This window comes from Streptomyces sp. T028 (genome assembly GCF_048159505.1).
In the GTDB taxonomy this organism is placed as follows: Bacteria; Actinomycetota; Actinomycetes; order Streptomycetales; family Streptomycetaceae; genus Streptomyces.
In genome coordinates this window covers 57,293-79,157 of record NZ_JBLRVZ010000016.1, presented here as the reverse complement: position 1 = coordinate 79,157, position 21,865 = coordinate 57,293, and the positions used below count along the sequence as shown (strand labels likewise).

Genomic DNA, 21,865 nt, shown 5'->3' with positions numbered 1-21,865 from the left:
TACTAGGGCCGAAACGGGAGTTGGGGCGCGGGGTGTTCCGACAAACATGGGGGACGACTCATCATGAGCGACACGGTTCCGAATCCTTACAAGTCCGCGCTGGCGACAGCCATCGGCAGGGCCCGGCCGCATGCGCAGAACGCCGCCACGATGCTGGACCAGGCCATCCAGGCGATGCAGGGCAAGGCGTGGGTCAGCCCGACCGCCGACACGTTCTTCGCCGGACTCAAGGACGCCGACGACAAGGCGAGGGCCGGCGGTGAGGCGTGTGTCGCCGAGCTCCAGCGGGTGCACGACGGGGAGCCGGACCAGGTGGAACGGCACGCCTGGCAGACGCACTGGCGCAATCTCTGAATTCCACGGGGGAAGATCAGCATGAGCATGGCATCCATCGACATCAGCGGGATGCAGGCCCTGACATCGGCCATGGAGAGGGCCACCTCGGACCTGCCGAGCGTCAGGGGCGCACTCTCCGGCGTGTGCTCCGATGTTCAGGTGCAGTTCCTCGGTGGCGACGGCGGACTCGACCGGGCCGTCGCCTTCGTGTCGGACCAACTGCCCGGCGTACGCCGCAGACTCGCCCTGGCCATCGCCCTGCGGGACGCGGAACCGGGAGGCTTCCGGCCGGGCGTGGTGCAGATCGACGAGTCCACGCTGTCCACGCTCACTCCGCAGCAGGCGGAGGCGACGGCGAAGGAACTCGCCGACAAGTTGCGCAACACCTACGGCGATCCGAGCCCCGAACTCATCGCCGAACTGGAGAGGTACGCCAACGATCCCTACTTCGCGAGCGCGCTGGCGAAGAACCTCTCGCCGCAGGAAATGGCCACGCTGATCGCGGCGACCTCCTCGCGGTTCCAGAGTCCTCCGTCAATGCAGACCAAGGAGGAGTACGACGCGTTCAAGAACCGCTACGGCCGCCTGCTGAGCGCACTGAGCACCACGGTCTCGACCGCCACGCGCCAGACCGGCGCCGACCTGAAACTGCCGGCCGACTACGCCGACAACTGGGTCAGGACAATCACCGAGAGCATCGATCCCCGCTCGCCGGCCGCCGCCGCGCTGATTCTGCGCAACGGCGTGTACGGCAAGGATTTCCTGACCGCGCTCGGGACCGGCGTCCTGGACTTCGAGCGCCGGGAGAACCGCAGGGGGATGTGGGACAGCAAGAAGGAGGGGCACGGCGGCCAGCACATCCTCGGCCCCGACGGGAAGGCGTACTACGACCCGATGGCCGGCATCATGGAGGCCTTCGGCAACAACCCGGACGCCGCCCAGGCGTGGTTCAACGAGGACCGGCTCAAGTACCTGATCCAGGAACGCGTCTGGCCCACCGACGACGGCAGCGGGCTCGGCAACGCGCTGGAGGCCGCCACCACCGTCTATCGCGACCGTGGACCGCTGGGCGAGCGTTCCGCCGAACTGGCCAGCCTGAGCTTCAGACTCATCGGTGAGAAGGTCGGCACCGGCACGAGCGGCGGCTTCCTGGGAATCGGCAAGGACACCACCGGCTGGCAGGTGCCCGCGGGAATGCGGGACAGCGTCGGCCGTATGCTCGCCGGCTACATGCCCGACGTCTACCGGGTCGCCGCGGGAGGCGGCGACGACGGAGTGCCCGGGGTGTTCAAGGGGCAGGACGACGGCATGCCGCCCGGTTACCCCTGGGGGGCCAGGATCAGCCAGGACGACCTGGCGAAGATGTTGCAGTCGATCGGCGCCGACCGGACCGCCTTCGAGTATGTGTCGGGCGCCGCGCTGCAGATGCAGACCAACGTCATGGACTGGACGCTCAGCGAGGCGCTGAAACGGGACCCCGACGCGGTCAACAAGTTCCTGTCCGGACAGAACATCGACCTGGTGGACCAGAACGGCGACCGCTCGGCGGCCGTCCTGGGCTTTCTGCTGAAGAACGGAATCGACGGCAACCTGGCCGACGAGGACGCCCGGAAGGAACAAAGAGAGCAGCTGGTCGACCTGTTCTCGGGAGCGGTCGACCTCGTTCCCATTCCCGGCGGCACCTTCGTGGAATTCGTGGTCGACCAGGCCAAGTCCGGTCTGTGGGACCAGATGAAGGAAGTCGGCGGCACATCGGCGGCGGACTGGGGCGACACGACCGATGAACAAGCCAGGGGCATCATGGAACGGCAGGCGTACAACTCCCTGCTGAACGCGGGCTATCTGCAGGGGCCCATGAAGCCGCCGGACTCGATCGTCGTCAAGGAGGGCGACAAGTTCCGCCTGAAGACCCCGGAGGAACTCACCCGCGACGGCGCGACCGAGGAATACCAGAACTGGTACAACAACCACGCGCCGAAGTCATGGGTCAACGAGAACATTCTGACCCGGTACCAGAGCCAGTACCCCCTCATGTTCGGGAAGTAGCCAGATGCGAAGCCGCCCGTTTCCAAGGCGCGCCCCGGCCGCGGCCGTCGTGGCGCTGTGCGTGGTGCTGTGCGCGGTGCTCGGCGGATGTGCGGATGCGAAAGGTGATGACGTGGAGCCGACTTCGACCGCCCCCCTTGCCGCCCGGGCGTCGGGGAAGCGCGTATGCGACATGGTGGCGGAGCGGAGCCTGCGCGACGCCACCGGCGGCGTGGACTACGTCGTCCAGGACAACGGCGGTCCCGTGTACCGGAGCAACCGCGAGCTGAACTTCGCTTACTGCCGCGTTCTGCTCGCCGGTGACGCCAAGGGCACGGACGCCGATCTGCTGGAGGTCAGGGTCGCCCACGGCACCGACACCAACCTGCTGCGTGACGTCTACGCGGGCCGGAAACCGCAGAAGTACCCGGTCGCGGAGGTGCCGGGGTATGTCGAACCGCAGAGCTTCGTCGATCCGGAGGGCGCCGAGCACCCCGGTGCGGTGGCCAAGGCGCAGTGGGGAGACTGGACGATCTTCCTCACCCTGCGCCGCTCGCCGGAGGGCCGTGACCCGTCCGGCGACGTGGTGGCCCTCTCCCGACAGGTGGCGGACTCGCTGAAACTGTCCAAGGAACGCGAGGAACCCCTGCCCTCCGCCGCCGACCTGGGGGTCACGGCGACACCCGATCGGTGACAGTGGGAGCGAGGACGAGCGCCTGGACGTCCTCGGCCGACTCCTGGCCGACACCGAGATACCGGTGCGACTCCGTGTCGCCGGGATCATATGCAAGTCACTCACCGATTCAAGATCTACAGAGACCTCGTCATAGTGATCGTCCGTCGTCTTCCGCCACAAGCAGTCCGTCACGACGGGCACGCCGTCCTCGTCGGTGAACGCCGGCTCCTCGACGAAGGCCTGAAGACATCGGAAACGTCGTCGATCACTCCCGGCCAGATCGGCGATGGTGGGAAGCCGGCGGGCTACGTCATGGAATGGATGGTTCCGTCGACGACACCGAGGCCCCGGCCCTGAGCGTCATGAGCCAGGGCGAACCGCACTCGCGCAGAGACCCGACTGGTCGGCCACCGGTGCGCGGCGCGGCTGACGAGCGGACGGCCTGCCGGGCGCCCGCCCCGGCACAGGGGGCGGCTGACCGCGTCTCAGCGGCGCATCCGACCGTGTCTCAGCGGGGCCCCTCGATCAGGGCGAAGCGGGCCCCCTCGGGATCGGTCACCGTGGCCACGCGCCCGTACGCGCTGTCCCGGGCCGGTCCGAGGGCGTGTCCGCCGAGTTCGGTGACGAGATCGAGCGCCTGGTCCGCGTCGGCCACCTCGAAGTACGTCACCCAGTGCGGGCCCCGGTCGCGGGGCAGCGCGGAGCCCACCCCGTGGATGCCGGCGACGGGGTGCCCGCCGATGTGCAGGGTCACGTAGTCGAAGTCGGCGGACACCTCCGCCTCCTGGGTGTAGCCGAACACCGTCTCGTAGAACTTGCCGACGCTCGCGGTCTCGAAGGTCACCAGCTCGTTCCAGGCGGGGGTGCCGGGCACCCCGGTGATGTCCGTGCCGCGGTGGGCCGCAGCCTGCCAGATGCCGAAGACGGCGCCGGAGGGGTCGGAACCGATGGCGAGCCGACCGGCCTCGGCGGCGTCCAGCGGACCGACCCCGATGGTTCCGCCGCACAGCCGTACCGTCTCGGCACTCGCGTCCACGTCGTCGGAGGCGAGATACGGCGTCCAGGCGACCGGGAGATGGCGGTCCGGGGGCAGTTGGCCGATCCCGGCCACCTCACGGCCGTCGAGCAGGGCCCGTACGTAGGGGCCGAGCTGCTGCGGACCGGGTTGGAACTCCCAACCGAAGAGCTCGCCGTAGAAGGCCTGGGTGGCCGTCAACCCGTGCACCATCAAACTCACCCAACAGGGTGTACCGGGCGCGTACCGGGCGTGCGCTGTGCCGTCCAGGCCGGCCGACCCACGTGCCTCGGTCATCGTCCCTCTCTCCTCGGCCCCTCGCGGTGGCCGTGTCGCTTCCGCCTTCGGAGGATGCCTGATGGGGGGTTTCTCCGCGGTTTACGCGCGGTTGTCGCCGTATGTCGATCGCCTGTACGGCATGTGCTCGATCCCGTACGCCTCGTGATCGAGCGTGTCCGGCCGAGCAGAGTAGCCGGAGCCGAGCATGGGGGCCACCCCGTGCGCGAGGATGGTGGCCATGAACGCCATCATCACCGCAACCGAACTCGCCGGCGACCTGGCGGGGGAGAACCCGCCCGTCGTCCTCGATGTCCGCTGGCAGCTCACCGTGGCGAAGGCGGCGGGCGAACCGCCCTTCGACGGCCCGGCCGCCTATGCCGCCGGGCACGTCCCCGGCGCGGTCTACGTCGACCTCGACCGGGAGCTCGCGGGAGCGGCGGGCGCCGCCGGCCGTCATCCGCTGCCCGGTCTCGCGGAGTTCGGCGCGGCGATGCGCCGGGCCGGTGTGTCGGCCGCCCGGCCGGTGGTCGTGTACGACGGAGGGCAGGGCTGGGCCGCGGCCCGCGCGTGGTGGCTGCTGCGCTGGACGGGGCACCCGGACGTGCGGGTCCTCGACGGCGGGCTGCCGCAGTGGCAGGGGGAGCTCTCGACCGACGCCCCCGCGCGCGTGGAGGGCGACTTCGAGCCGGCGGCGGGCGCGGCGGGCCTCCTCGACGCGGACGGCGCCGCCGCTCTGGCACGCTCCGGGGTGCTGTTCGACGCGCGGGCGGGGGAGCGGTACCGGGGCGAGGTCGAGCCGATCGACCGGGTCGGCGGGCACATCCCGGGCGCGGTGTCCGCGCCCACCACCGACAACGTGGGTCCGGACGGCCGTTTCCTGCCCGCCGAGGAACTGCACGACCGCTTCAAGGCGCTGGGGGCGTCCGACGGTGCCGAGGTGGGCGTGTACTGCGGCTCGGGTGTCTCGGGCGCCCACGAGGTGCTGGCGCTGGCCGTGGCGGGAATTCCGGCGGCCCTGTACGTGGGCTCCTGGTCGGAGTGGTCCTCGGACCCGTCCCGGCCGGTCGCCGTGGGCCCCGACCCGCAGTGACCTGCCTCGCATCCGGGCATGGGAAAAGGGCCGCACCGAGCAGGTGCGGCCCTTCCGTACGTATGAACCGGTGTGCGAAGCGATTTACGTGAACCGGCGGGTGCCGGGGGCGAGTTGCCGGACGGCGACCCGGCCCCGTCACTCCTGTTTCTTGCGGCGCGTCCCGAACACGATCTCGTCCCAGCTCGGCACCGCGGCGCGGCGGCCCGGACGGACGCCGTCCGCCTCGGCCTGCCGGTCGGTGGCGCCGATCAGCCGGTCGCGGTGGCTGCCCACCGACCGCGGCATGAGGACGTCCGCGTAGGCGGAGCCGGCGGAGGCGGCGGGCGCCGGGGGCTCCTCGGCCTCCGGCTCCTGCTCCTCGGGCTCGTCCAAGGGCTCGGCGGGGCGCTCCGGGACGACCATGTCGCCCCGGAAGCTCGGTACCGCCTCCAGCAGGCTGGTCAGCGAGTCCCGCTCGCGCTCGCCGGTGCTCTCCTCGGCGGGCTCGGACGCCTGGGAGGGCAGGCTCGGCCGCTCCAGCGCACGGTCCATCGAACGGTCGCGCGGGAGCCGCGCGATGCGCGGGACGAACGGAAAGCTGGGCTCCGGGGCGGCGAGGTCGTCGGACTCGCCGATCAGCGAGCGCGCCTCGTCGTCGACGGCCTGCACGAGCCGCCGGGGCGGGTCGTACGTCCAGCTCGCCGAGTGCGGTTCGCCCGCGACCCGGTAGACGAGCAGGACCTCCCAGGTGCCGTCGTCGCGGCGCCAGGAGTCCCACTGGACGGTGTCCTTCTCGGCGCCGCGCAGCAGCAGCCGTTCCTGGACGGCCTCGCCGAGCTGGGGCCCCGCGGCGTTCTCGCCGGGCCTGCGGACGGGTGTCTTGCGGGCCCGCTCCGCCATGAAGGCGCGCTCGGCCAGCACGGGACCCTCGAACCGGCGTACGCGGTCCACGGGGATGCCTGCCATCTGCGCGACCTCTTCAGCGGTCGCGCCGGCTCGTATACGTGCCTGGATGTCTCGGGGGCGGAGATGGCTCTCCACCTCGATCTCGATCTGGCCGAGGCGGGGACGGTCGCCGCGTACGGCGGCGCGCAGACGCTCGTCGATCGGAAGCGTGTACTCCGTGCTGTCCGCAGCCTTCAGCACCAGCCGTGTGCCGTCATTCGAGACGGCCACGACACGCAGTTCGGGCATGGGGACCTCCCGGGTGGTGCCTGCCGACGTCACGTGCGTCGCTGCTTCCGCTAGTCGAGTGTGGCCTGCCCGGGTGCAGCCTGCCACAACCTTGCCGAGTTGCCCGGCGTGTCGGGCGCGTGCCCTGGATCGCCGTTATGGCACGGTTACCTGTTCGCCACGCTAAGTGACCAACTCCGTCACCCTGTGCAACTAGTCCCCTCCCGGCGGTCCAGCAGGACCTCGGCCACCCTGTGGGGAGGCCCAGGCCCAAGGCTCGCAACAGTACTCCATTTGGGCCACGTGCGTGGATTGGCGCGCCGGTCAACTTCTGGCAAGAGGTGCGACTTGGCCGTCCGTTACGCGCTTTCTGCGATCTTGAAAGTGGTGCACTTCACGCAATTTCCCGAATCGGAGCCATCGGGAGCGCTTCGCACGTTTTCCGCCATGGCGCCGGGACTCGACTACGCCCCGAGAACCCTCCGCAAGTAGTCGTTCTGGAACAGGCGATCGGGGTCCAGCCGGTCACGCAGGGCGGTGAACTCGCCGAAGCGCGGATAGACCCGGGCGAAGTACTCCGCGTCGCGCGTGTGCACCTTGCCCCAGTGCGGCCGGCCCTCGTGCGCGGTGAAGATCCGCTCGGCGGCGGTGAAGTACCCCTGGTAGGCCGTCCCCCTGACCATGTGGACGGCGACGTACGCGCTGTCGCGGCCGGAGGCGGTGGACAGCGTGATGTCGTCGGCCGGCGCGGTGCGCACCTCCACGGGGAAGCTGACCTTGAGGTTCGAGCGGTCGACCATCGCCTTCAGCTCACGCAGCACCTCGGTGACGGCCGCGCGCGGGACGGCGTACTCCATCTCCACGAACCGCACCCGGCGCGGAGACGTGAAGACCTTGTAGGGAATGTCGGTGTAGGTGCGCGCGGACAGCGCCTTGCTGGAGACCTGGGCGATCGCCGGGATCGTGGCGGGCACCGCCTGGCCCACCCACTGCGCCACCTGGAAGACACCGTTGGAGAGGAACTCGTCCTCGATCCAGCCCGAGACCTGGCTCACCGGCTTGCGCGGGCCCGCGCTGCGGTTGTTGCGCTTGGTGTTGGTGTTCCCGGTGTGCGGGAACCAGTAGAACTCGAAGTGCTCGTTCTCGGCCCACAGTTCGTCGAAGTCGGCGAGGACCTTGTCGAACGGCATCGGCTCCTCGCGCGCGGTGAGCAGGAAGACCGGCTCCACGGCGAAGGTGATCGCGGTGACGATGCCGAGGGCGCCGAGGCCGATCCGGGCGGCCGTGAAGACCTCCGGATTCTCCTTCTCCGAGCAGGTGAGCACCGTGCCGTCCGCCGTTACCAGCTCCAGGCCCTTGACCTGCGCGGCGATCGAGCCGGAGTCGCGGCCGGTGCCGTGGGTGCCCGTGCTCGTGGCTCCGGAGACCGTCTGCACCATGATGTCGCCCATGTTGGTGAGCGAGAGGCCCTCGCGCGTGAGAGCCATGTTGAGTCTCTTGAGCGGCGTACCGGCCTCTACCGTGACCGTCATGTTGTCGCGATCAATCTTGCGGATTCCGGTCAACAGTTGAGGGCGGATCAACACACCGTCGGTCGCGGCGATCGATGTGAAGGAATGGCCGGAGCCGACCGCCTTCACCTTCAGCCCGTCCTCGGCCGCCCGGCGCACCGCCGCGGCCAGTTCGTCGACGGAGGCGGGCATGACCTCCCGTGCGGGACGGGCGGTCACGTTGCCGCCCCAGTTACGCCACGTGCCGTTCTTCCCGCTCGCTGTGGTGCTCAACGATGCCTCCCCGACCCGGAGCCGGCCTGCTGAGCCGGCGGTACCCGAGGAAACCGACCGCGACCGCGACGGCCCCGGACACCGCCGGAACCCCGTACCCGGCCCGTGCCCCGGCCGCGTCGATGACCCAGCCGGCGATGGAGGACCCGAGCGCCACTCCGACCGCGAGCCCGGTGCTGATCCAGGTCATGCCCTCGGTCAATTGTGCGCGTGGTACGTGCTCTTCGATGAGGGACATGGTGGTGATCATCGTGGGAGCGATGGCCAGTCCCGCAGCGAACAGCGCCACGGCCAGAAACGGCAAGTTTCCGACCAGTAGGAGGGGGATCATACTCACGGCCATCATGAACACGCCCAGCAGCCAGCGCTTTTCCGGCGCCCCCTTGAGCCGCAGCAGCCCGAAGACGAGCCCGGCGACACACGAACCGGCCGCGTAGAGCGCCAGGACCACGCTCGCCGCGCCCTTGTGACCCCGCTCGTCGGCGAAGGCGACGGTGACCACGTCGACCGCGCCGAAGATCGTGCCGGTCGCCACGAAGGTGGCCACCAGGACCTGCAGACCGGGCGAGCGCAGCGCCGTACCGCCGCCGCGCTGCTCACGCGGGTGCGGCTCGGGCTCCGTGGCCCGCTGCGCCGTCAGCCAGAAGACCCCGACGGCGAGGAAGCAGGCCGCCAGCAGCGGGCCCGCCTCCGGGAACCAGACGGTGGACAGACCGATGGAGATGATCGGCCCGAAGATGAAGCACACCTCGTCGACCACGGACTCGAAGGAGTACGCCGTGTGCAGCTGCGGGGTGCCCCGGTACAGGGCCGCCCAGCGGGCCCTGACCATCGCGCCGAGACTCGGCACCGTGCCGATGCCCGCGGCGCACACGAACAGCACCCAGTCCGGCCACCGCAAGTGCGCGGCCAGCAGCAGCCCGGCCGCCGCGGCCAGCGCGAACAGCGTCGCGGGGCGCAGCACCCTGCGCTGGCCGTGCTGGTCCACCAGGCGCGATATCTGCGGCCCGGCCACCGCCGCCGCCAGCGCGATGGTCGCCGACAGCGCGCCCGCGAGGCCGTAGCGACCGGTGAGCTGGGAGACCATCGTGACCACGCCGATGCCCATCATCGACAGCGGCATCCGGCCGAGGAACCCCGCGGCGGAGAAGCCCTTGGAGCCTGCGGCGGCGAACAGGGCGCGGTAGGGGCTGGGCACGGTGTCTCCGGTCGGTCCGGTCACGCGCGCGTAGCGGCTCCGCGCGGCGAGAGGTGAAAGCGGCTCGTTCGTGCCCGGTAACGCTCGGTAAGGCGTGCAGGCAGCTCATACAGCTTACGAGTTAGGCGACCCTAACGCACCGGCACGTACGCCCCCGCGCGAACAGCGGCCGACACCACGCGCACGGCTTGCGGGCGGTGCCGTGCGGACGGCTTGCGGGTGACGCCGCGTGGACGGCTTGCGGGCGGCGCCATGTGCGCGGCTTGTGGCTCCCCCGCGCGCGGCTTGCCACCCACCCGCGTGCACGGCTTGCGGCCCACTGGCGCGCACCCGCCGGCGGCCGACTCGGCGCTTTGGCCGGTCCGGGGGCACCCCGCACAGGCTGGCGGGTGCCCCCACGCACGGTGGCGGGTGCCCCGCTCGTACGGCGGTGGGCGCGGACCCCGCAGGGTACGGCGACGGGCCCCGCACCCCGTGCGGCGGGCGCTTCGCGCGGGGTGGTGGGCGGCGCCCATCCACGGCGGTGGGCGGCTTTGCCGGTACGGCGGTGGGCGGATCCCACTCGTACGGCGGTGGGCCCCATGCGCGGGATGGTGGGCGGACCCCGCGCGTACGGCGGCGGGAGGTCGTCTCACGCGCGCTGGCGGGCAGCCCCAGCCACGGTGGCGGCGGGCGGACCCGTGCAGGGCCGTGGCCCAACCGCGGTGCTCGGTCCGGGGGCCGCTGTGCGTGCCGTCGGGCTCCGGGATCGCACCCGCCGTTTTCCGGGTGTCAGCGGCGGGTGGCAGGATCGACTCATGCCAGACGCGCTCGATGCCACTCCCTACGACGCCCTGCTCCTGCTCTCCTTCGGCGGCCCGGAAGGCCCGGACGACGTGGTCCCGTTCCTGGAGAACGTGACCCGCGGGCGCGGCATCCCGAAGGAACGCCTCAAGGAGGTCGGGCAGCACTACTTCCTGTTCGGCGGGGTCAGCCCCATCAACGACCAGAACCGCGCCCTCCTGGACGCCCTGCGCAAGGACTTCGCCGACCACGGCCTGGACCTGCCGGTCTACTGGGGCAACCGCAACTGGGCCCCGTACCTCACGGACACCCTGCGCGAGATGGTCGCCGACGGCCGCCGCCGCATCCTCGTCCTCGCCACCAGCGCCTACGCCTCCTACTCGGGCTGCCGCCAGTACCGCGAGAACCTCGCCGACTCGCTGGCCGCCCTGGAGGCCGAGGGCCTGCCGCTGCCCAGGGTCGACAAGCTGCGGCACTACTTCAACCACCCGGGCTTCGTGGAGCCCATGATCGACGGTGTCGTCCGGTCCCTCGCCGACCTCCCCGAGGACGTGCGCGACGGTGCCCACATCGCCTTCTCCACCCACTCGATCCCCGCCGCCTCGGCCGACACCTCCGGCCCCGTGGAGGGCCACGGCGACGGCGGGGCGTACGTCGAGCAGCACCTGGACGTGGCCCGTCTGATCGCCGCCGCCGTCCTCGAGCGCACTGGCGTCGACCACCCCTGGCAGCTCGTCTACCAGTCCCGCTCCGGCGCCCCGCACATCCCGTGGCTGGAGCCCGACATCTGCGACCACCTGGAGGAGCGCCACGCGGCCGGCGTCCCCGCGGTCGTGATGGCGCCCATCGGCTTCGTCTCCGACCACATGGAGGTCCTCTACGACCTCGACACGGAGGCCACGGCCAAGGCCGAGGAACTGGGCCTGCCGGTGCGCCGCTCGGCCACCGTCGGCGCCGACCCGAGGTTCGCCGCCGCGATCCGCGAGCTCGTCCTGGAGCGCGCCGCCGCCGAGAGCGGACGGCAGGTCACCCCATGCGCCCTGGGCGCGCTGGGCGCGAGCCACGACCTCTGCCCCGTCGGGTGCTGCCCGGCCCGTGCGCCCCGGCCGGCCGCCGCGGGCGTCGACAGCCCCTACGCGTGAGGAGCCCCGTGACCGACCCCCTGCACTCGGACCTGCTCGAGCTCGCCAAGGAGGCCGCCCGCCGGGCAGGTGAGCTGCTTCGGGACGGCCGCCCGGCCGACCTCGCGGTGGCCGCCACCAAGTCGAGCCCGATCGACGTGGTCACCGAGATGGACATCGCCGCCGAGAAGCTGATCACCGGCCTGATCTCCGAGCACCGTCCCGACGACGGCTTCCTCGGCGAGGAGGGCGCCTCCAGCGCCGGCAGCACCGGCATCCGCTGGGTGATCGACCCCCTCGACGGCACGGTCAACTATCTGTACGGCCTGCCCACCTGGGCCGTCTCCATCGCCGCCGAGCAGGACGGCGAGACCGTCGTCGGGGTCGTGGAGATCCCGATGCGCGGGGAGACGTACCACGCGCTGCGCGGCCGGGGCGCCCGGGCGACCGGCGCCTGGGCGGGCGAGCGCGAGTTGTCGTGCCGGCCCCCGGCCCCCCTCGACCAGGCCCTGGTCTCCACCGGCTTCAACTACGTCACCGAGGTCCGCACCCACCAGGCCGACGTGGCCCAGCGGCTCATCCCGCTGCTGCGGGACATCCGGCGCAGCGGCTCGGCCGCCGTCGACCTGGCCGATGTGGCCGCCGGCCGCCTCGACGGCTACTACGAGCGCGGCCTGCATCCGTGGGACCTCGCCGCGGGCGACCTGATCGCCCGGGAGGCGGGCGCGCTGACCGGCGGCCGCCCCGGAGAGCGCCCGGCCCGCGAACTGGCGATCGCCGCCACGCCGGCCGTCTTCGAGCGCCTCCAGCGCCTCCTGGAGGACTTCGGCGCCTGGCACGACTGACGGCCCGGACCGCGCACCGCGCACACGGAGGGGCCCCGGCGCTGGATTCGCCGGGGCCCCTCCGCCAACGCGTACGAACGACGCGTACCAACCGCTCAGACGCTTGTCGCGCCGACCTCCACACCGTGTTCGGCGGCGAGGCGGCGCAGGTCGTCGAGCTCTGCCTGCTCCACCTCGACGAGGAAGTCGTCGCCCTCGTCACGAGCCCTGGTCAGATCGGACTCGGTCGCCCTTATGCGCTGCAGAAGTCCTGCGGTGAATGCGTCCATGCTGCGCCCCCTCGTCCTTGGGTCGTGGGTCGATGGCACGGGGGTGTGCCGGTTCGGAAGGGGCGATCACGTCTCCAGTAGGTGCCCAGCGCTGCCCTGCCGGGCGGCGACGGTGCCGGACACCCACGCCCACTCTGCGGCAAGCGGATCGCGGAGTACCACATGGTGTTGCGGCACATGCAGAGCGTGATCGCGGGGTGTAAAGCCGTCCTCCCCCCGCTCCCTTCCACGGAAACCTCAACCGGACGAGAAAATCTCGCATTCCCGGGGTTCACACCCGTCCTTCATCGCGCGCTCACCGTCTTACCGCCGACTTATGGCCGAAAAGGGCAGGATGGAAGCACACACTCACCAAGCCCCTGCCCACGCACGCTCACGGAGCGCTACGCGGGTGGACACAGGAAGGACAAGCGACGTGCGCGTACTCGTCGTCGAGGACGAGCAGCTGCTCGCCGATGCGGTGGCCACCGGACTGCGCCGGGAGGCCATGGCCGTCGACGTCGTGTACGACGGTGCGGCCGCCCTGGAGCGCATCGGCGTCAACGACTACGACGTGGTCGTCCTCGACCGCGACCTCCCGCTCGTGCACGGCGACGACGTCTGCCGGAAGATCGTCGAGCTCGGCATGCCCACGCGCGTGCTGATGCTCACGGCCTCCGGTGACGTCAGCGACCGCGTCGAGGGCCTGGAGATCGGCGCCGACGACTACCTCCCCAAGCCCTTCGCCTTCAGCGAGCTCATCGCACGCGTGCGTGCCCTCGGCCGGCGCACCAGCGTGCCGCTGCCGCCCGTCCTGGAGCGCGCGGGCATCAAGCTCGACCCGAACCGCCGCGAGGTCTTCCGCGACGGCAAGGAGGTCCAGCTCGCGCCCAAGGAGTTCGCCGTCCTGGAGGTGCTGATGCGCAGCGAGGGCGCCGTCGTCTCCGCCGAGCAACTCCTGGAGAAGGCCTGGGACGAGAACACCGACCCGTTCACCAACGTCGTGCGCGTGACGGTCATGACGCTCCGCCGCAAGCTCGGTGAGCCCCCGGTGATCGTCACCGTCCCCGGCTCCGGCTACCGGATCTGATCCCCGTGGCCGCCGCACCCGCGCCTCCCCAGGCGCCTCCGAAGCCCACCTGGGACCCGAGGAGGCCGCAAGCCCCCTTCCCCTGGCTGCGCCCCACCATCCGCATACGCCTGACCCTGCTCTACGGCGGCATGTTCCTGATCGCAGGCATCCTGCTGCTGTCGATCATCTACCTGCTGGCCGCGCAGGCCATCAACACGGGCAACCAGCCGCCGTTCAAGATCGCGAGCGGTGCGGAGATCAAGGTCACCAGCGATGCCTGTCCCGCGGTCAACAACGCGAACAACATCCCGCTGTCCGACTTCAACGACGCGATCAGCAACTGCATCGACAAACAGCGCCAGGCCGCCCTGGACAACCTCCTCAGCCGTTCCCTGCTGGCCCTGCTCGGCCTCGCCGTGATCGCCTTCGCCTTCGGCTACGCCATGGCCGGACGCGTTCTGTCCCCGCTCGGCCGGATCACCCGCACCGCGCGCGCGGTGGCGGGCTCGGACCTGTCCCGGCGGATCGAGCTGGACGGCCCGGACGACGAGCTGAAGGAGCTGGCCGACACCTTCGACGACATGCTGGAGCGGCTCCAGCGGGCCTTCACGGCCCAGCAGCGCTTCGTCGGCAACGCCTCGCACGAGCTGCGGACACCGCTGGCGATCAACCGCACGCTGCTCGAGGTGCACCTGTCCGATCCGAACGCGCCCATGGAGCTGCAACAGCTCGGCAAGACCCTGCTGGCCACCAACGAGCGCAGTGAGCAGCTCGTGGAGGGTCTGCTGCTGCTCGCCCGCAGCGACAACCAGATAGTCGAGCGCAAGCCGGTGGACCTGGCCGAGGTCGCCGAGCAGGCCATCGACCAGGTGCACGCGGAGGCCGAGGGCAAGGGCGTGGTGATCCGGGGCGAGCAGAAGCCCGCGGTGGTCCAGGGCAACGGTGTCCTGCTGGAGCGGATCGCCCTGAACCTGGTGCAGAACGCCGTACGCTACAACGTCGCGGAGGGCGGCTGGGTCGAGGTGACCACCGAGGTCCAGCACGGGCACGCGGTCCTGGTCGTGTCCAACACGGGTCCGGTCGTGCCGGCGTACGAGATCGACAACCTCTTCGAGCCGTTCCGGCGGCTGCGCACGGAGCGCACGGGCAGCGACAAGGGGGTCGGGCTCGGGCTGTCCATCGTGCGGTCCGTGGCCCGGGCGCACGGCGGGCACATCGCGGCCCAGCCGCGCGAGGGAGGAGGGCTCGTGATGCGGGTCACTCTGCCTGTCTGAGATCATGTCGCCGACACACGCGGGGGATGTTCGCTTTGCGCGGAATTCTCGGGGCCCCGGTCCGGCACCCCCGTGTGTGATCGATCACAGGGGCGAATTTCCGGCCATCTACTCTCCGTGATCATGATTGCCGTCGGAAAGCCCGGAAAATCCGGGTTTTCGGGGGTCGTGATCACGGGAAGTACACGGTGAGACGCCTTTGAAGTGCGACATCGGGACCGTGTACGGTCCCGATCGCCACCCCAGCCGATCACTCGTGAGGAGTCCGGTTGGGTGTCGATTGAGTAACAGACCTTGATGTGAGGCAAAATCTCCGCCTCGAGGCGGGCACAAGTCCGGCCTCTCACGCGTTACGTGCGCTGGAGACACCGCATTCACCCAGAGGGGGAGAGGCGAAATGGCAACCGATTACGACACCCCACGCAAGACCGACGACGATGTCGACTCCGACAGCCTTGAAGAGCTGAAGGCCCGGCGGAACGACAAGTCCGCCTCCGCCGTCGACGTCGACGAGTTCGAGGCCGCGGAGGGGCTGGAGCTCCCCGGAGCGGACCTGTCCAACGAGGAGTTGGCCGTCCGGGTGCTGCCGAAGCAGCAGGACGAGTTCACTTGCATGAGCTGCTTCCTGGTGCATCACCGCAGCCAGCTGGCCCGGGAGAAGAACGGTCAGCCGATCTGCCGCGACTGCGACTGAGGCGGGGTCGGCCGTGACTGGCTCGACCCCCTCTCGGAAGCGCCGCTTCCGCAAGCCGGGAGCGGACCAAGGGCCGGCCGACGGCCCTCACGGCGTGCGTGACGACGAGCGAGGCTCATCCGGTACGGGAGTGGTCCCTGCGGGATCGGCCTCGCTCGGTACGACAGGCGACCGGAGTGACCTCCCGGTGCCTGCGCGAGGCCCCGTGCCCGTCGCCAGGCGACGGGCCGCGGTCATCCGGGACAAGGCCAAGGACCTGGCCCGGGAAGGCGCCCGCAGGGGCGGGGACCGAGCCAGGGCCGGTCTGGCCCACCTCGCGGACCGGATCATCGAGATCGCCCCCAGGATCCCCGTACGGGACCTGAGGACGCTCCGCAGGCAGTTCCCCGGCCTCGGGCCGGAACAGCTCGCCGACAAGCTCGTGACGGGCGCCGCGAACGCCACCTCCACGGTCGGCGCGGGCGTCGGCGCGGCGGCCATGCTGCCCGTGCCGCCCGCGATGCCGACCGAACTGGCCGCGGAGATCACCGGGGTCGCGGCGATCGAGCTGAAGCTCATCGCCGAACTGCACGAGGTGTACGGCCTCAGGCCGCCCGGCAACCTCAAGGACCGCAGCACCGCGTATCTGCGCGCCTGGTCCGGTGAGCGCGGCATCGACCCGCTCAAGCCGTCCTCGGTCAACGCCGCGCTCGGCGGCCAGATGAAACGCGAACTGCGTCAGCAGATCATGAAGCGGCTCGTCCGCGACCTGCCGATGCTGGTGCCGTTCCTGGTGGGCGCCGTGGTCGGCGCGGCCATGAACCGGCGCGACACCAAGAAGCTGGCCGCGAGGATCCGCACCGATCTGCGCAAGGCCCAGGTGCCCTGGGAGGCACTGGAGGCCCTGCCCCCGCTGGAGAAGCCGGAACACCCGCTGGACATGCGAGAGCTCCCCGGGAATCCCAGGGAGCTCGGGTACTGAGACGCCGCCTCCGGACCGCGTGTGCCCCTAGGCCGCGGCCTCCCGCGCCGTCCGCAGTGCCTGAGCCAGGCGCTCCGGCTCGCGCGTCGACAGATACACGTACGGAGTGGGGTCGTCCGGATCGGTGACCTGCACCTTCAGCGCGGTGGGGATGTAGGCGCGCAGCAGCAGGAACGCGCGCGTGTCCGCCTTGTACGTGCGCCAGGCGCGCGCCTCCTCAGGAGCCAGGACCTCCGCCTCGCCGAGGGCCGCGACCGGGATCTTCGCCTCGCCGGCGATCAGCGCGTCGCCCACGACACGGATGCGCACGGAGCCGTACGAGCTGGCGACGACCGCGGCCGCCGCGGTGCCGCCGACCAGGCCGCCCAGCAGCGGCAGCGTGCCGAAGGGCAGCAGGATCAGGGCGAAGGAGACGCCCACGAGGAACGAGATCAGCCACCAGGTGCGGGGGGCGGTGAGGCGTTCTTCGTAAGGGGTCGTGGAGAGCTGCATGGAGTCAAGCTTGGCATGGTGTCCGGCATCGGCCGACGCGCGGGTAAGGTCTGCGGCTGTGAGTGGTACTTCCGCAGCTCTTGAGCCTCCCGCCGACGCCGTGAAACCCGTTCGGCACCCTGACGCCCCCGTGCCCGGCGAGCTTCTCGGTGCCCACTACGAACAGTGTTTCGGGTGCGGCGGCGATCAGGCGCACGGGCTGCACCTCCAGGCGCGGGCCGGCGAGGGAGTGACCGTCACCGCCGAGTTCACCGTGCAGCCCGCCCACCAGGGGGCTCCGGGACTCGCGCACGGCGGCGTCCTCGCCACCGCCCTGGACGAGACGCTCGGCTCGCTGAACTGGCTGCTGCGCACCATCGCCGTGACCGGCCGGCTGGAGACCGACTTCGTCCGGCCCGTGCCCGTCGGCACCACGCTGTACCTGGAGGCCGAGGTGACGGCGGTGGCCCGGCGGAAGATCTACTCGACGGCCACCGGACGCATCGGCGGCCCCGACGGACCCGTCGCGCTCCGCGCCGACGCGCTCTTCATCGAGGTCGAGGTGGCGCACTTCGTCGATCACGGCCGTCAGGAGGAGATCCAGGCGGCCATGAGCGACCCCGACCAGATCCGGCGCACGCGCGCCTTCGAGGTGAACCCGTGAGCCGTGCCCCCCTGAACGTCCTGATCCGGCGCGTCCAGCCCGACGTACCGCTTCCGGCGTACGAGCATCCCGGGGACGCGGGGGCAGATCTGCGGACCACCGAGGCCTGCGAACTGGGGCCGGGGGAACGGGCCGTGCTGCCCACGGGGGTGTCGATCGCGCTGCCCGAGGGGTACGCGGCGTTCGTGCATCCGCGGTCGGGGCTCGCCGCCCGGTGCGGAGTCGGGCTCGTGAATGCCCCGGGGACGGTTGATGCCGGGTACCGTGGGGAGATCAAGGTGATCGTGGTGAATCTCGACCCGCGCGAGTCCGTGCGGTTCGAGCGCTTCGACCGGATTGCCCAACTGGTCGTCCAGCAGGTCGAGAGGGTCCGCTTCCAGGAGGTCGCGGAGCTTCCCGAATCGGCACGGGCCGCGGGGGGCTTCGGGTCCACCGGCGGGCATGCCGCGGTGGGCGATGCAAGCGGTCAGGCCGCCCTGGGCGGCAGTGTGGGTGGGTATCGATACGCTTCGGTCGTATCCGACCGGGAAGGACAGTGACGTGTTCGGACGTCGCAAGAAGAAGGGTGCCGCCGAGGACGCGGCCGGCGAGGCCGAGCAGGTCGTCGACAGTGTCGACACTGAGGCGGACGAAGAGGTAACGGGCGAGCGCGAGCGCGTCCGGCTCGAGCCCGAGCCGCGGCCCGACGGACCGTGGGACAGCTCCGAGGTCCGCGACCCGGCCGAGGGCCGGGTGGACCTGGGCGGTCTGTTCGTGCCGGGCGTCGACGGCATGGAGCTGCGCGTCGAGGTCGCCGGTGACGCGATCGTCGCCGCCACCGTCGTACTGCGCGACAGCGCAGTCCAGCTGCAGGCCTTCGCCGCGCCCAAGCGCGAGGGCATCTGGGGCGAGGTGCGCGAGGAGATCGGCGCCGGCATCACCCAGCAGGGCGGCATCATCGACGAGGTCGAGGGCCCGCTCGGCTGGGAGCTGCGGGCCCAAGTCCCGGTGCAGCTGCCGGACGGCACCGGCGGCTTCCACGTAGTCCGGTTCGTCGGCGTGGACGGACCCCGCTGGTTCCTGCGCGGAGTGATCTCCGGCCAGGGCGCGGTGCAGCCGCAGGCCGCCGGGCTGCTCGAGCAGATCTTCCGTGACACGGTCGTGGTGCGCGGCGACGGCCCGATGGCGCCCCGCGACCCCATCGTCCTCAAGCTGCCGAACGACGCGCAGATGGTCCCCGAGGGCGTCACACAGCAGGAGGAGGGTTCCCGCTTCTCCGGCGGCATGGGCCAGCTCCAGCGTGGACCGGAGATCACCGAGGTCCGCTAGGGCGTCGGCAGTCCGTACGGCTTACCAGGGCCGCATCCCGAACAGGGGTGCGGCCCGTTCTGCGTTTGCGGGGCGGTGCCCGGAAAAAGGCACGTCGGCGGTGAACCGGATCGGGGGGCTCGTCCGATGAAGCGGGTGAGGGGGGATGCAGATGTCCGGAGTGTCGTACGAAGAGCCCAGGGGCGGGCCGTGGGGCGGGCCCGTCGCGTCAGGGTTGCGTCAAAGGCGTCCCCCACCGCCCCGCTCGTCTCTTTTGCCGGGACCGGTGGTCGTAGGGTCGACGCTGCGTGGGCAGGAGTCACGGGAAGACAATGGGGCCATGGCGCGCGGCAAGCTTCGGATCTACCTCGGTGCGGCACCCGGCGTGGGCAAGACGTACGCCATGCTGTCCGAGGCGCACCGCCGGGTGGAGCGCGGTACGGACTGTGTGGTGGCCTTCGTCGAGCACCACGGCCGGCAGCGCACCGAGGTGATGCTGCACGGCCTGGAGCAGGTCCCGCGCCGCGAGCTGGAGTACCGCGGCGGCGTCTTCGCCGAGATGGACGTCGACGCGGTCCTCACCCGCCGCCCCCAGGTCGCCCTGGTGGACGAACTGGCGCACACCAACATCCCCGGCTCGCGCAACGCCAAGCGCTGGCAGGACGTGGAGGAACTGCTCGCGGACGGGATCGACGTCGTCTCGACCGTCAACATCCAGCATCTGGAGTCCCTCGGGGACGTGGTCGAGTCCATCACGGGGGTGCGGCAGCAGGAGACCGTGCCCGACGAGTTCGTCCGGCGCGCCGACCAGATCGAGCTGGTGGACATGTCGCCGCAGGCGCTGCGGCGCCGGATGGCGCACGGCAACATCTACCGGCCGGACAAGGTCGACGCGGCCCTGTCGAACTACTTCCGGCCCGGCAATCTCACCGCCCTGCGGGAGCTGGCGCTGCTGTGGGTCGCCGACCGGGTCGACGAGTACCTGAAGCAGTACCGCAGTGAGCACCGGGTGTCGGCGATCTGGGGCTCGCGCGAGCGGATCGTCGTCGGGCTCACCGGCGGTCCGGAGGGGCGCACCCTCATCCGGCGGGCGGCCCGGCTGGCGGAGAAGGGCGCCGGCGGCGAGGTGCTCGTCGTGTACATCGCGCGCAGCGATGGGCTGACCTCGGCCTCGCCCAAGGAGCTGGCCGTCCAGCGCACCCTCGCGGAGGACCTCGGCGGCACCTTCCACCATGTGGTCGGCGACGACATACCGGCCGCGCTGCTCGACTTCGCCCGGGGGGTGAACGCCACACAGATCGTCCTCGGCTCCTCGCGCCGCAAGGCCTGGCAGTACGTCTTCGGGCCGGGCGTCGGGGCGACGGTCGCCCGCGAGTCGGGTCCCGACCTCGACGTGCACATCGTCACGCACGAGGAGGCGGCCAAGGGCCGGGGGCTGCCGGTGGCCCGGGGCGCCCGGCTCGGGCGGGCCCGGATCATCTGGGGATGGCTCGTCGGCCTGGCCGGCCCGGCGGCCCTGGCGGTACTGCTGAGCACCGTCCACCTGGGACTCGCCAACGACATGCTGCTGTTCCTGACGGTGACCGTGGCGGCCGCGCTGCTCGGCGGACTGCTGCCCGCGCTGGCCTCGGCGGCGCTGGGCTCGCTGCTGCTGAACTACTTCTACACGCCGCCCCTGCACCGATGGACGATCTCGGACCCGAAGAACATCGTCGCCATAGTGATCTTCGTGGGGGTGGGGGTGTCGGTGGCGTCGGTGGTCGACCTGGCGGCCCGGCGCACACACCAGGCGGCCCGGCTGAGAGCCGAGTCGGAGATCCTGTCCTTCCTCGCGGGCAATGTGCTGCGCGGCGAGACCAGCCTGGAGGCGCTGCTGGAGCGGGTGCGGGAGACCTTCGGCATGGAGGCGGCGGCGCTGCTGGAGCGGGCGGACGACAGAGCCCCGTGGACCTGCGCGGGCCATGTGGGCTTCGGGCGGCCGGTGCGGCGGCCGGACGAGGCCGACGTGGACGTGCCGATCGGCGACCGTGCGGCGCTGGCGCTCACCGGCCGGGTGCTGCCCGCCGAGGACCGGCGGGTGCTGGCCGCGTTCGCGGCGCAGGCCGTCGTCGTACTGGACCGCAGGCGTCTCCAGGAGGAAGCCGAACACGCCCGCGCGCTGGCCGAGGGCAACCGGATCCGCACCGCGCTGCTGGCCGCCGTCAGCCACGATCTGCGCACCCCGCTGGCCGGGATCAAGGCGGCGGTGTCCAGCCTGCGGTCGGACGACGTGGCCTGGTCCGAGGAAGACCGGGCGGAGCTCCTCGAAGGCATCGAGGAGGGAGCCGACCGGCTCGACCACCTGGTGGGCAACCTGCTCGACATGTCCCGCCTCCAGACGGGGACGGTCACCCCGATCATCCGGGAGATCGACCTGGACGAGGTGGTGCCGATGGCGCTCGGCGGGGTCCCGGACCCGGAGGAGAGCGTCGAGCTGGACATCCCGGAGACACTGCCCATGGTCGCCGTGGACGCCGGGCTGCTGGAGCGGTCGGTGGCCAACCTCGTGGAGAACGCGGTCAAGTACAGCCCGGACGGCGAGTCGGTGCTGGTCGCGGCGAGCGCGATGTCCGACCGGGTCGAGGTGCGGGTCGTCGATCGCGGTCCCGGCGTCCCCGACGAGGCCAAGGAGCGGATCTTCGCGCCCTTCCAGCGGTACGGCGACGCACCGCGCGGGGCGGGCGTGGGGCTCGGCCTGGCGGTGGCGCGTGGCTTCACCGAGGCCATGGGCGGCACCCTCAACGCCGAGGACACCCCCGGCGGCGGCCTGACCATGGTCCTCACGCTGCGCGCGGCGCCGACGGAGTCGACGCGAGAGGCGGCGGCCGGTACGTCGGAGGCGGTGGAA

20 protein-coding genes and 1 pseudogene are annotated in these 21,865 nt (G+C 71.2%); 14 read left to right on the top strand and 7 right to left on the bottom strand.

Annotation, left to right across the window (positions count from 1 at the left end):
- Nucleotides 1-63: 63 nt before the first annotated feature.
- From ACLZN2_RS16910 to ACLZN2_RS16900, 3 genes are all read left to right on the top strand, one after another.
- Nucleotides 64-354, top strand: coding sequence for a hypothetical protein (locus tag ACLZN2_RS16910; RefSeq protein ID WP_416979295.1), 291 nt, complete (start codon nucleotides 64-66; stop codon nucleotides 352-354).
- A 21-nt stretch (nucleotides 355-375) separates the two neighbouring features.
- Nucleotides 376-2,382, top strand: coding sequence for a DUF6571 family protein (locus tag ACLZN2_RS16905; RefSeq protein ID WP_416979294.1), 2,007 nt, complete (start codon nucleotides 376-378; stop codon nucleotides 2,380-2,382).
- Nucleotides 2,383-2,494: 112 nt separating this feature from the next.
- On the top strand, nucleotides 2,495-3,055 hold the full coding sequence (locus ACLZN2_RS16900; RefSeq protein ID WP_416979293.1) for a hypothetical protein: 561 nt from the start codon (nucleotides 2,495-2,497) through the stop codon (nucleotides 3,053-3,055).
- A gap of 490 nt (nucleotides 3,056-3,545) precedes the next feature.
- On the opposite strand, the gene ACLZN2_RS16895 is transcribed toward ACLZN2_RS16900, so the two are convergent.
- Entirely contained in the window at nucleotides 3,546-4,349 is an 804-nt protein-coding gene (locus ACLZN2_RS16895; protein ID WP_416979292.1) for a VOC family protein, read from the bottom strand.
- Nucleotides 4,350-4,430: 81 nt separating this feature from the next.
- The gene (locus ACLZN2_RS16890) at nucleotides 4,431-4,571 is read right to left on the bottom strand and encodes a hypothetical protein (protein ID WP_416979291.1); all 141 of its coding nucleotides are present in this window, start codon (nucleotides 4,569-4,571) and stop codon (nucleotides 4,431-4,433) included.
- Between ACLZN2_RS16890 and ACLZN2_RS16885 the strand changes: the two genes are divergently transcribed.
- Nucleotides 4,570-5,421, top strand: coding sequence for a sulfurtransferase (locus ACLZN2_RS16885; protein WP_416979290.1), 852 nt, complete (start codon nucleotides 4,570-4,572; stop codon nucleotides 5,419-5,421). The two genes, ACLZN2_RS16890 and ACLZN2_RS16885, sit on opposite strands and share 2 nt — an antisense overlap.
- 138 nt (nucleotides 5,422-5,559) lie before the next feature.
- On the opposite strand, the gene sepH is transcribed toward ACLZN2_RS16885, so the two are convergent.
- The 3 genes from sepH to ACLZN2_RS16870 form a co-directional block, all read right to left on the bottom strand.
- Nucleotides 5,560-6,597: a septation protein SepH gene (gene sepH, locus ACLZN2_RS16880; RefSeq protein WP_416979289.1), complete on the bottom strand. Its 1,038-nt coding sequence runs from the start codon at nucleotides 6,595-6,597 to the stop codon at nucleotides 5,560-5,562.
- 443 nt (nucleotides 6,598-7,040) lie between these two features.
- Entirely contained in the window at nucleotides 7,041-8,360 is a 1,320-nt protein-coding gene (locus tag ACLZN2_RS16875; RefSeq protein WP_416979288.1) for a D-arabinono-1,4-lactone oxidase, read from the bottom strand.
- Entirely contained in the window at nucleotides 8,320-9,558 is a 1,239-nt protein-coding gene (locus ACLZN2_RS16870; RefSeq protein WP_416979335.1) for an MFS transporter, read from the bottom strand. Before ACLZN2_RS16870 ends, ACLZN2_RS16875 begins: the two co-directional genes overlap by 41 nt.
- A 797-nt stretch (nucleotides 9,559-10,355) precedes the next feature.
- Between ACLZN2_RS16870 and ACLZN2_RS16865 the strand changes: the two genes are divergently transcribed.
- On the top strand, nucleotides 10,356-11,483 hold the full coding sequence (locus tag ACLZN2_RS16865; RefSeq protein ID WP_416979287.1) for a ferrochelatase: 1,128 nt from the start codon (nucleotides 10,356-10,358) through the stop codon (nucleotides 11,481-11,483).
- Between the two features lie 8 nt (nucleotides 11,484-11,491).
- Nucleotides 11,492-12,307: an inositol monophosphatase family protein gene (locus tag ACLZN2_RS16860; RefSeq protein WP_416979286.1), complete on the top strand. Its 816-nt coding sequence runs from the start codon at nucleotides 11,492-11,494 to the stop codon at nucleotides 12,305-12,307.
- Between the two features lie 95 nt (nucleotides 12,308-12,402).
- On the opposite strand, the gene ACLZN2_RS16855 is transcribed toward ACLZN2_RS16860, so the two are convergent.
- Entirely contained in the window at nucleotides 12,403-12,576 is a 174-nt protein-coding gene (locus ACLZN2_RS16855; protein WP_351909625.1) for a hypothetical protein, read from the bottom strand.
- Nucleotides 12,577-12,991: 415 nt separating this feature from the next.
- Between ACLZN2_RS16855 and ACLZN2_RS16850 the strand changes: the two genes are divergently transcribed.
- The 4 genes from ACLZN2_RS16850 (at nucleotide 12,992) to ACLZN2_RS16835 (ending at nucleotide 16,556) form a co-directional block, all read left to right on the top strand.
- Entirely contained in the window at nucleotides 12,992-13,645 is a 654-nt protein-coding gene (locus ACLZN2_RS16850; protein ID WP_003993508.1) for a response regulator transcription factor, read from the top strand.
- Nucleotides 13,646-13,650: 5 nt separating this feature from the next.
- The gene (locus tag ACLZN2_RS16845) at nucleotides 13,651-14,901 is read left to right on the top strand and encodes a sensor histidine kinase (RefSeq protein ID WP_416979285.1); all 1,251 of its coding nucleotides are present in this window, start codon (nucleotides 13,651-13,653) and stop codon (nucleotides 14,899-14,901) included.
- Nucleotides 14,902-15,298: 397 nt separating this feature from the next.
- Nucleotides 15,299-15,595 (top strand): DUF4193 domain-containing protein, encoded by a 297-nt coding sequence (locus tag ACLZN2_RS16840; protein ID WP_003993510.1) that lies wholly within the window; start codon nucleotides 15,299-15,301, stop codon nucleotides 15,593-15,595.
- A 13-nt stretch (nucleotides 15,596-15,608) separates the two neighbouring features.
- Complete coding sequence (locus ACLZN2_RS16835; protein WP_416979284.1) at nucleotides 15,609-16,556, top strand: hypothetical protein; 948 nt, start codon at nucleotides 15,609-15,611, stop codon at nucleotides 16,554-16,556.
- A 27-nt stretch (nucleotides 16,557-16,583) separates the two neighbouring features.
- Here ACLZN2_RS16835 and ACLZN2_RS16830 read toward each other — a convergent pair whose 3' ends face one another.
- On the bottom strand, nucleotides 16,584-17,048 hold the full coding sequence (locus ACLZN2_RS16830) for a DUF3093 domain-containing protein (RefSeq protein ID WP_416979283.1): 465 nt from the start codon (nucleotides 17,046-17,048) through the stop codon (nucleotides 16,584-16,586).
- A gap of 58 nt (nucleotides 17,049-17,106) precedes the next feature.
- Here ACLZN2_RS16830 and ACLZN2_RS16825 point away from each other — a divergent pair, with 58 nt between their 5' ends.
- From ACLZN2_RS16825 to ACLZN2_RS16810, 4 genes and pseudogenes are all read left to right on the top strand, one after another.
- On the top strand, nucleotides 17,107-17,691 hold the full coding sequence (locus tag ACLZN2_RS16825) for a PaaI family thioesterase (RefSeq protein ID WP_416979282.1): 585 nt from the start codon (nucleotides 17,107-17,109) through the stop codon (nucleotides 17,689-17,691).
- Nucleotides 17,688-18,230 carry a dUTP diphosphatase gene (gene dut, locus ACLZN2_RS16820; RefSeq protein ID WP_416979281.1) on the top strand — a complete coding sequence of 181 codons (543 nt, stop codon included), beginning with the start codon at nucleotides 17,688-17,690 and terminating at the stop codon, nucleotides 18,228-18,230. Before ACLZN2_RS16825 ends, dut begins: the two co-directional genes overlap by 4 nt.
- Before the next feature lies 1 nt (nucleotide 18,231).
- Nucleotides 18,232-18,999 (top strand): DUF3710 domain-containing protein, encoded by a 768-nt coding sequence (locus ACLZN2_RS16815; protein WP_416979280.1) that lies wholly within the window; start codon nucleotides 18,232-18,234, stop codon nucleotides 18,997-18,999.
- A 319-nt stretch (nucleotides 19,000-19,318) separates the two neighbouring features.
- Nucleotides 19,319-21,818, top strand: a pseudogene (locus tag ACLZN2_RS16810) (ATP-binding protein); the annotation flags it as partial.
- Nucleotides 21,819-21,865 lie beyond the last annotated feature (47 nt).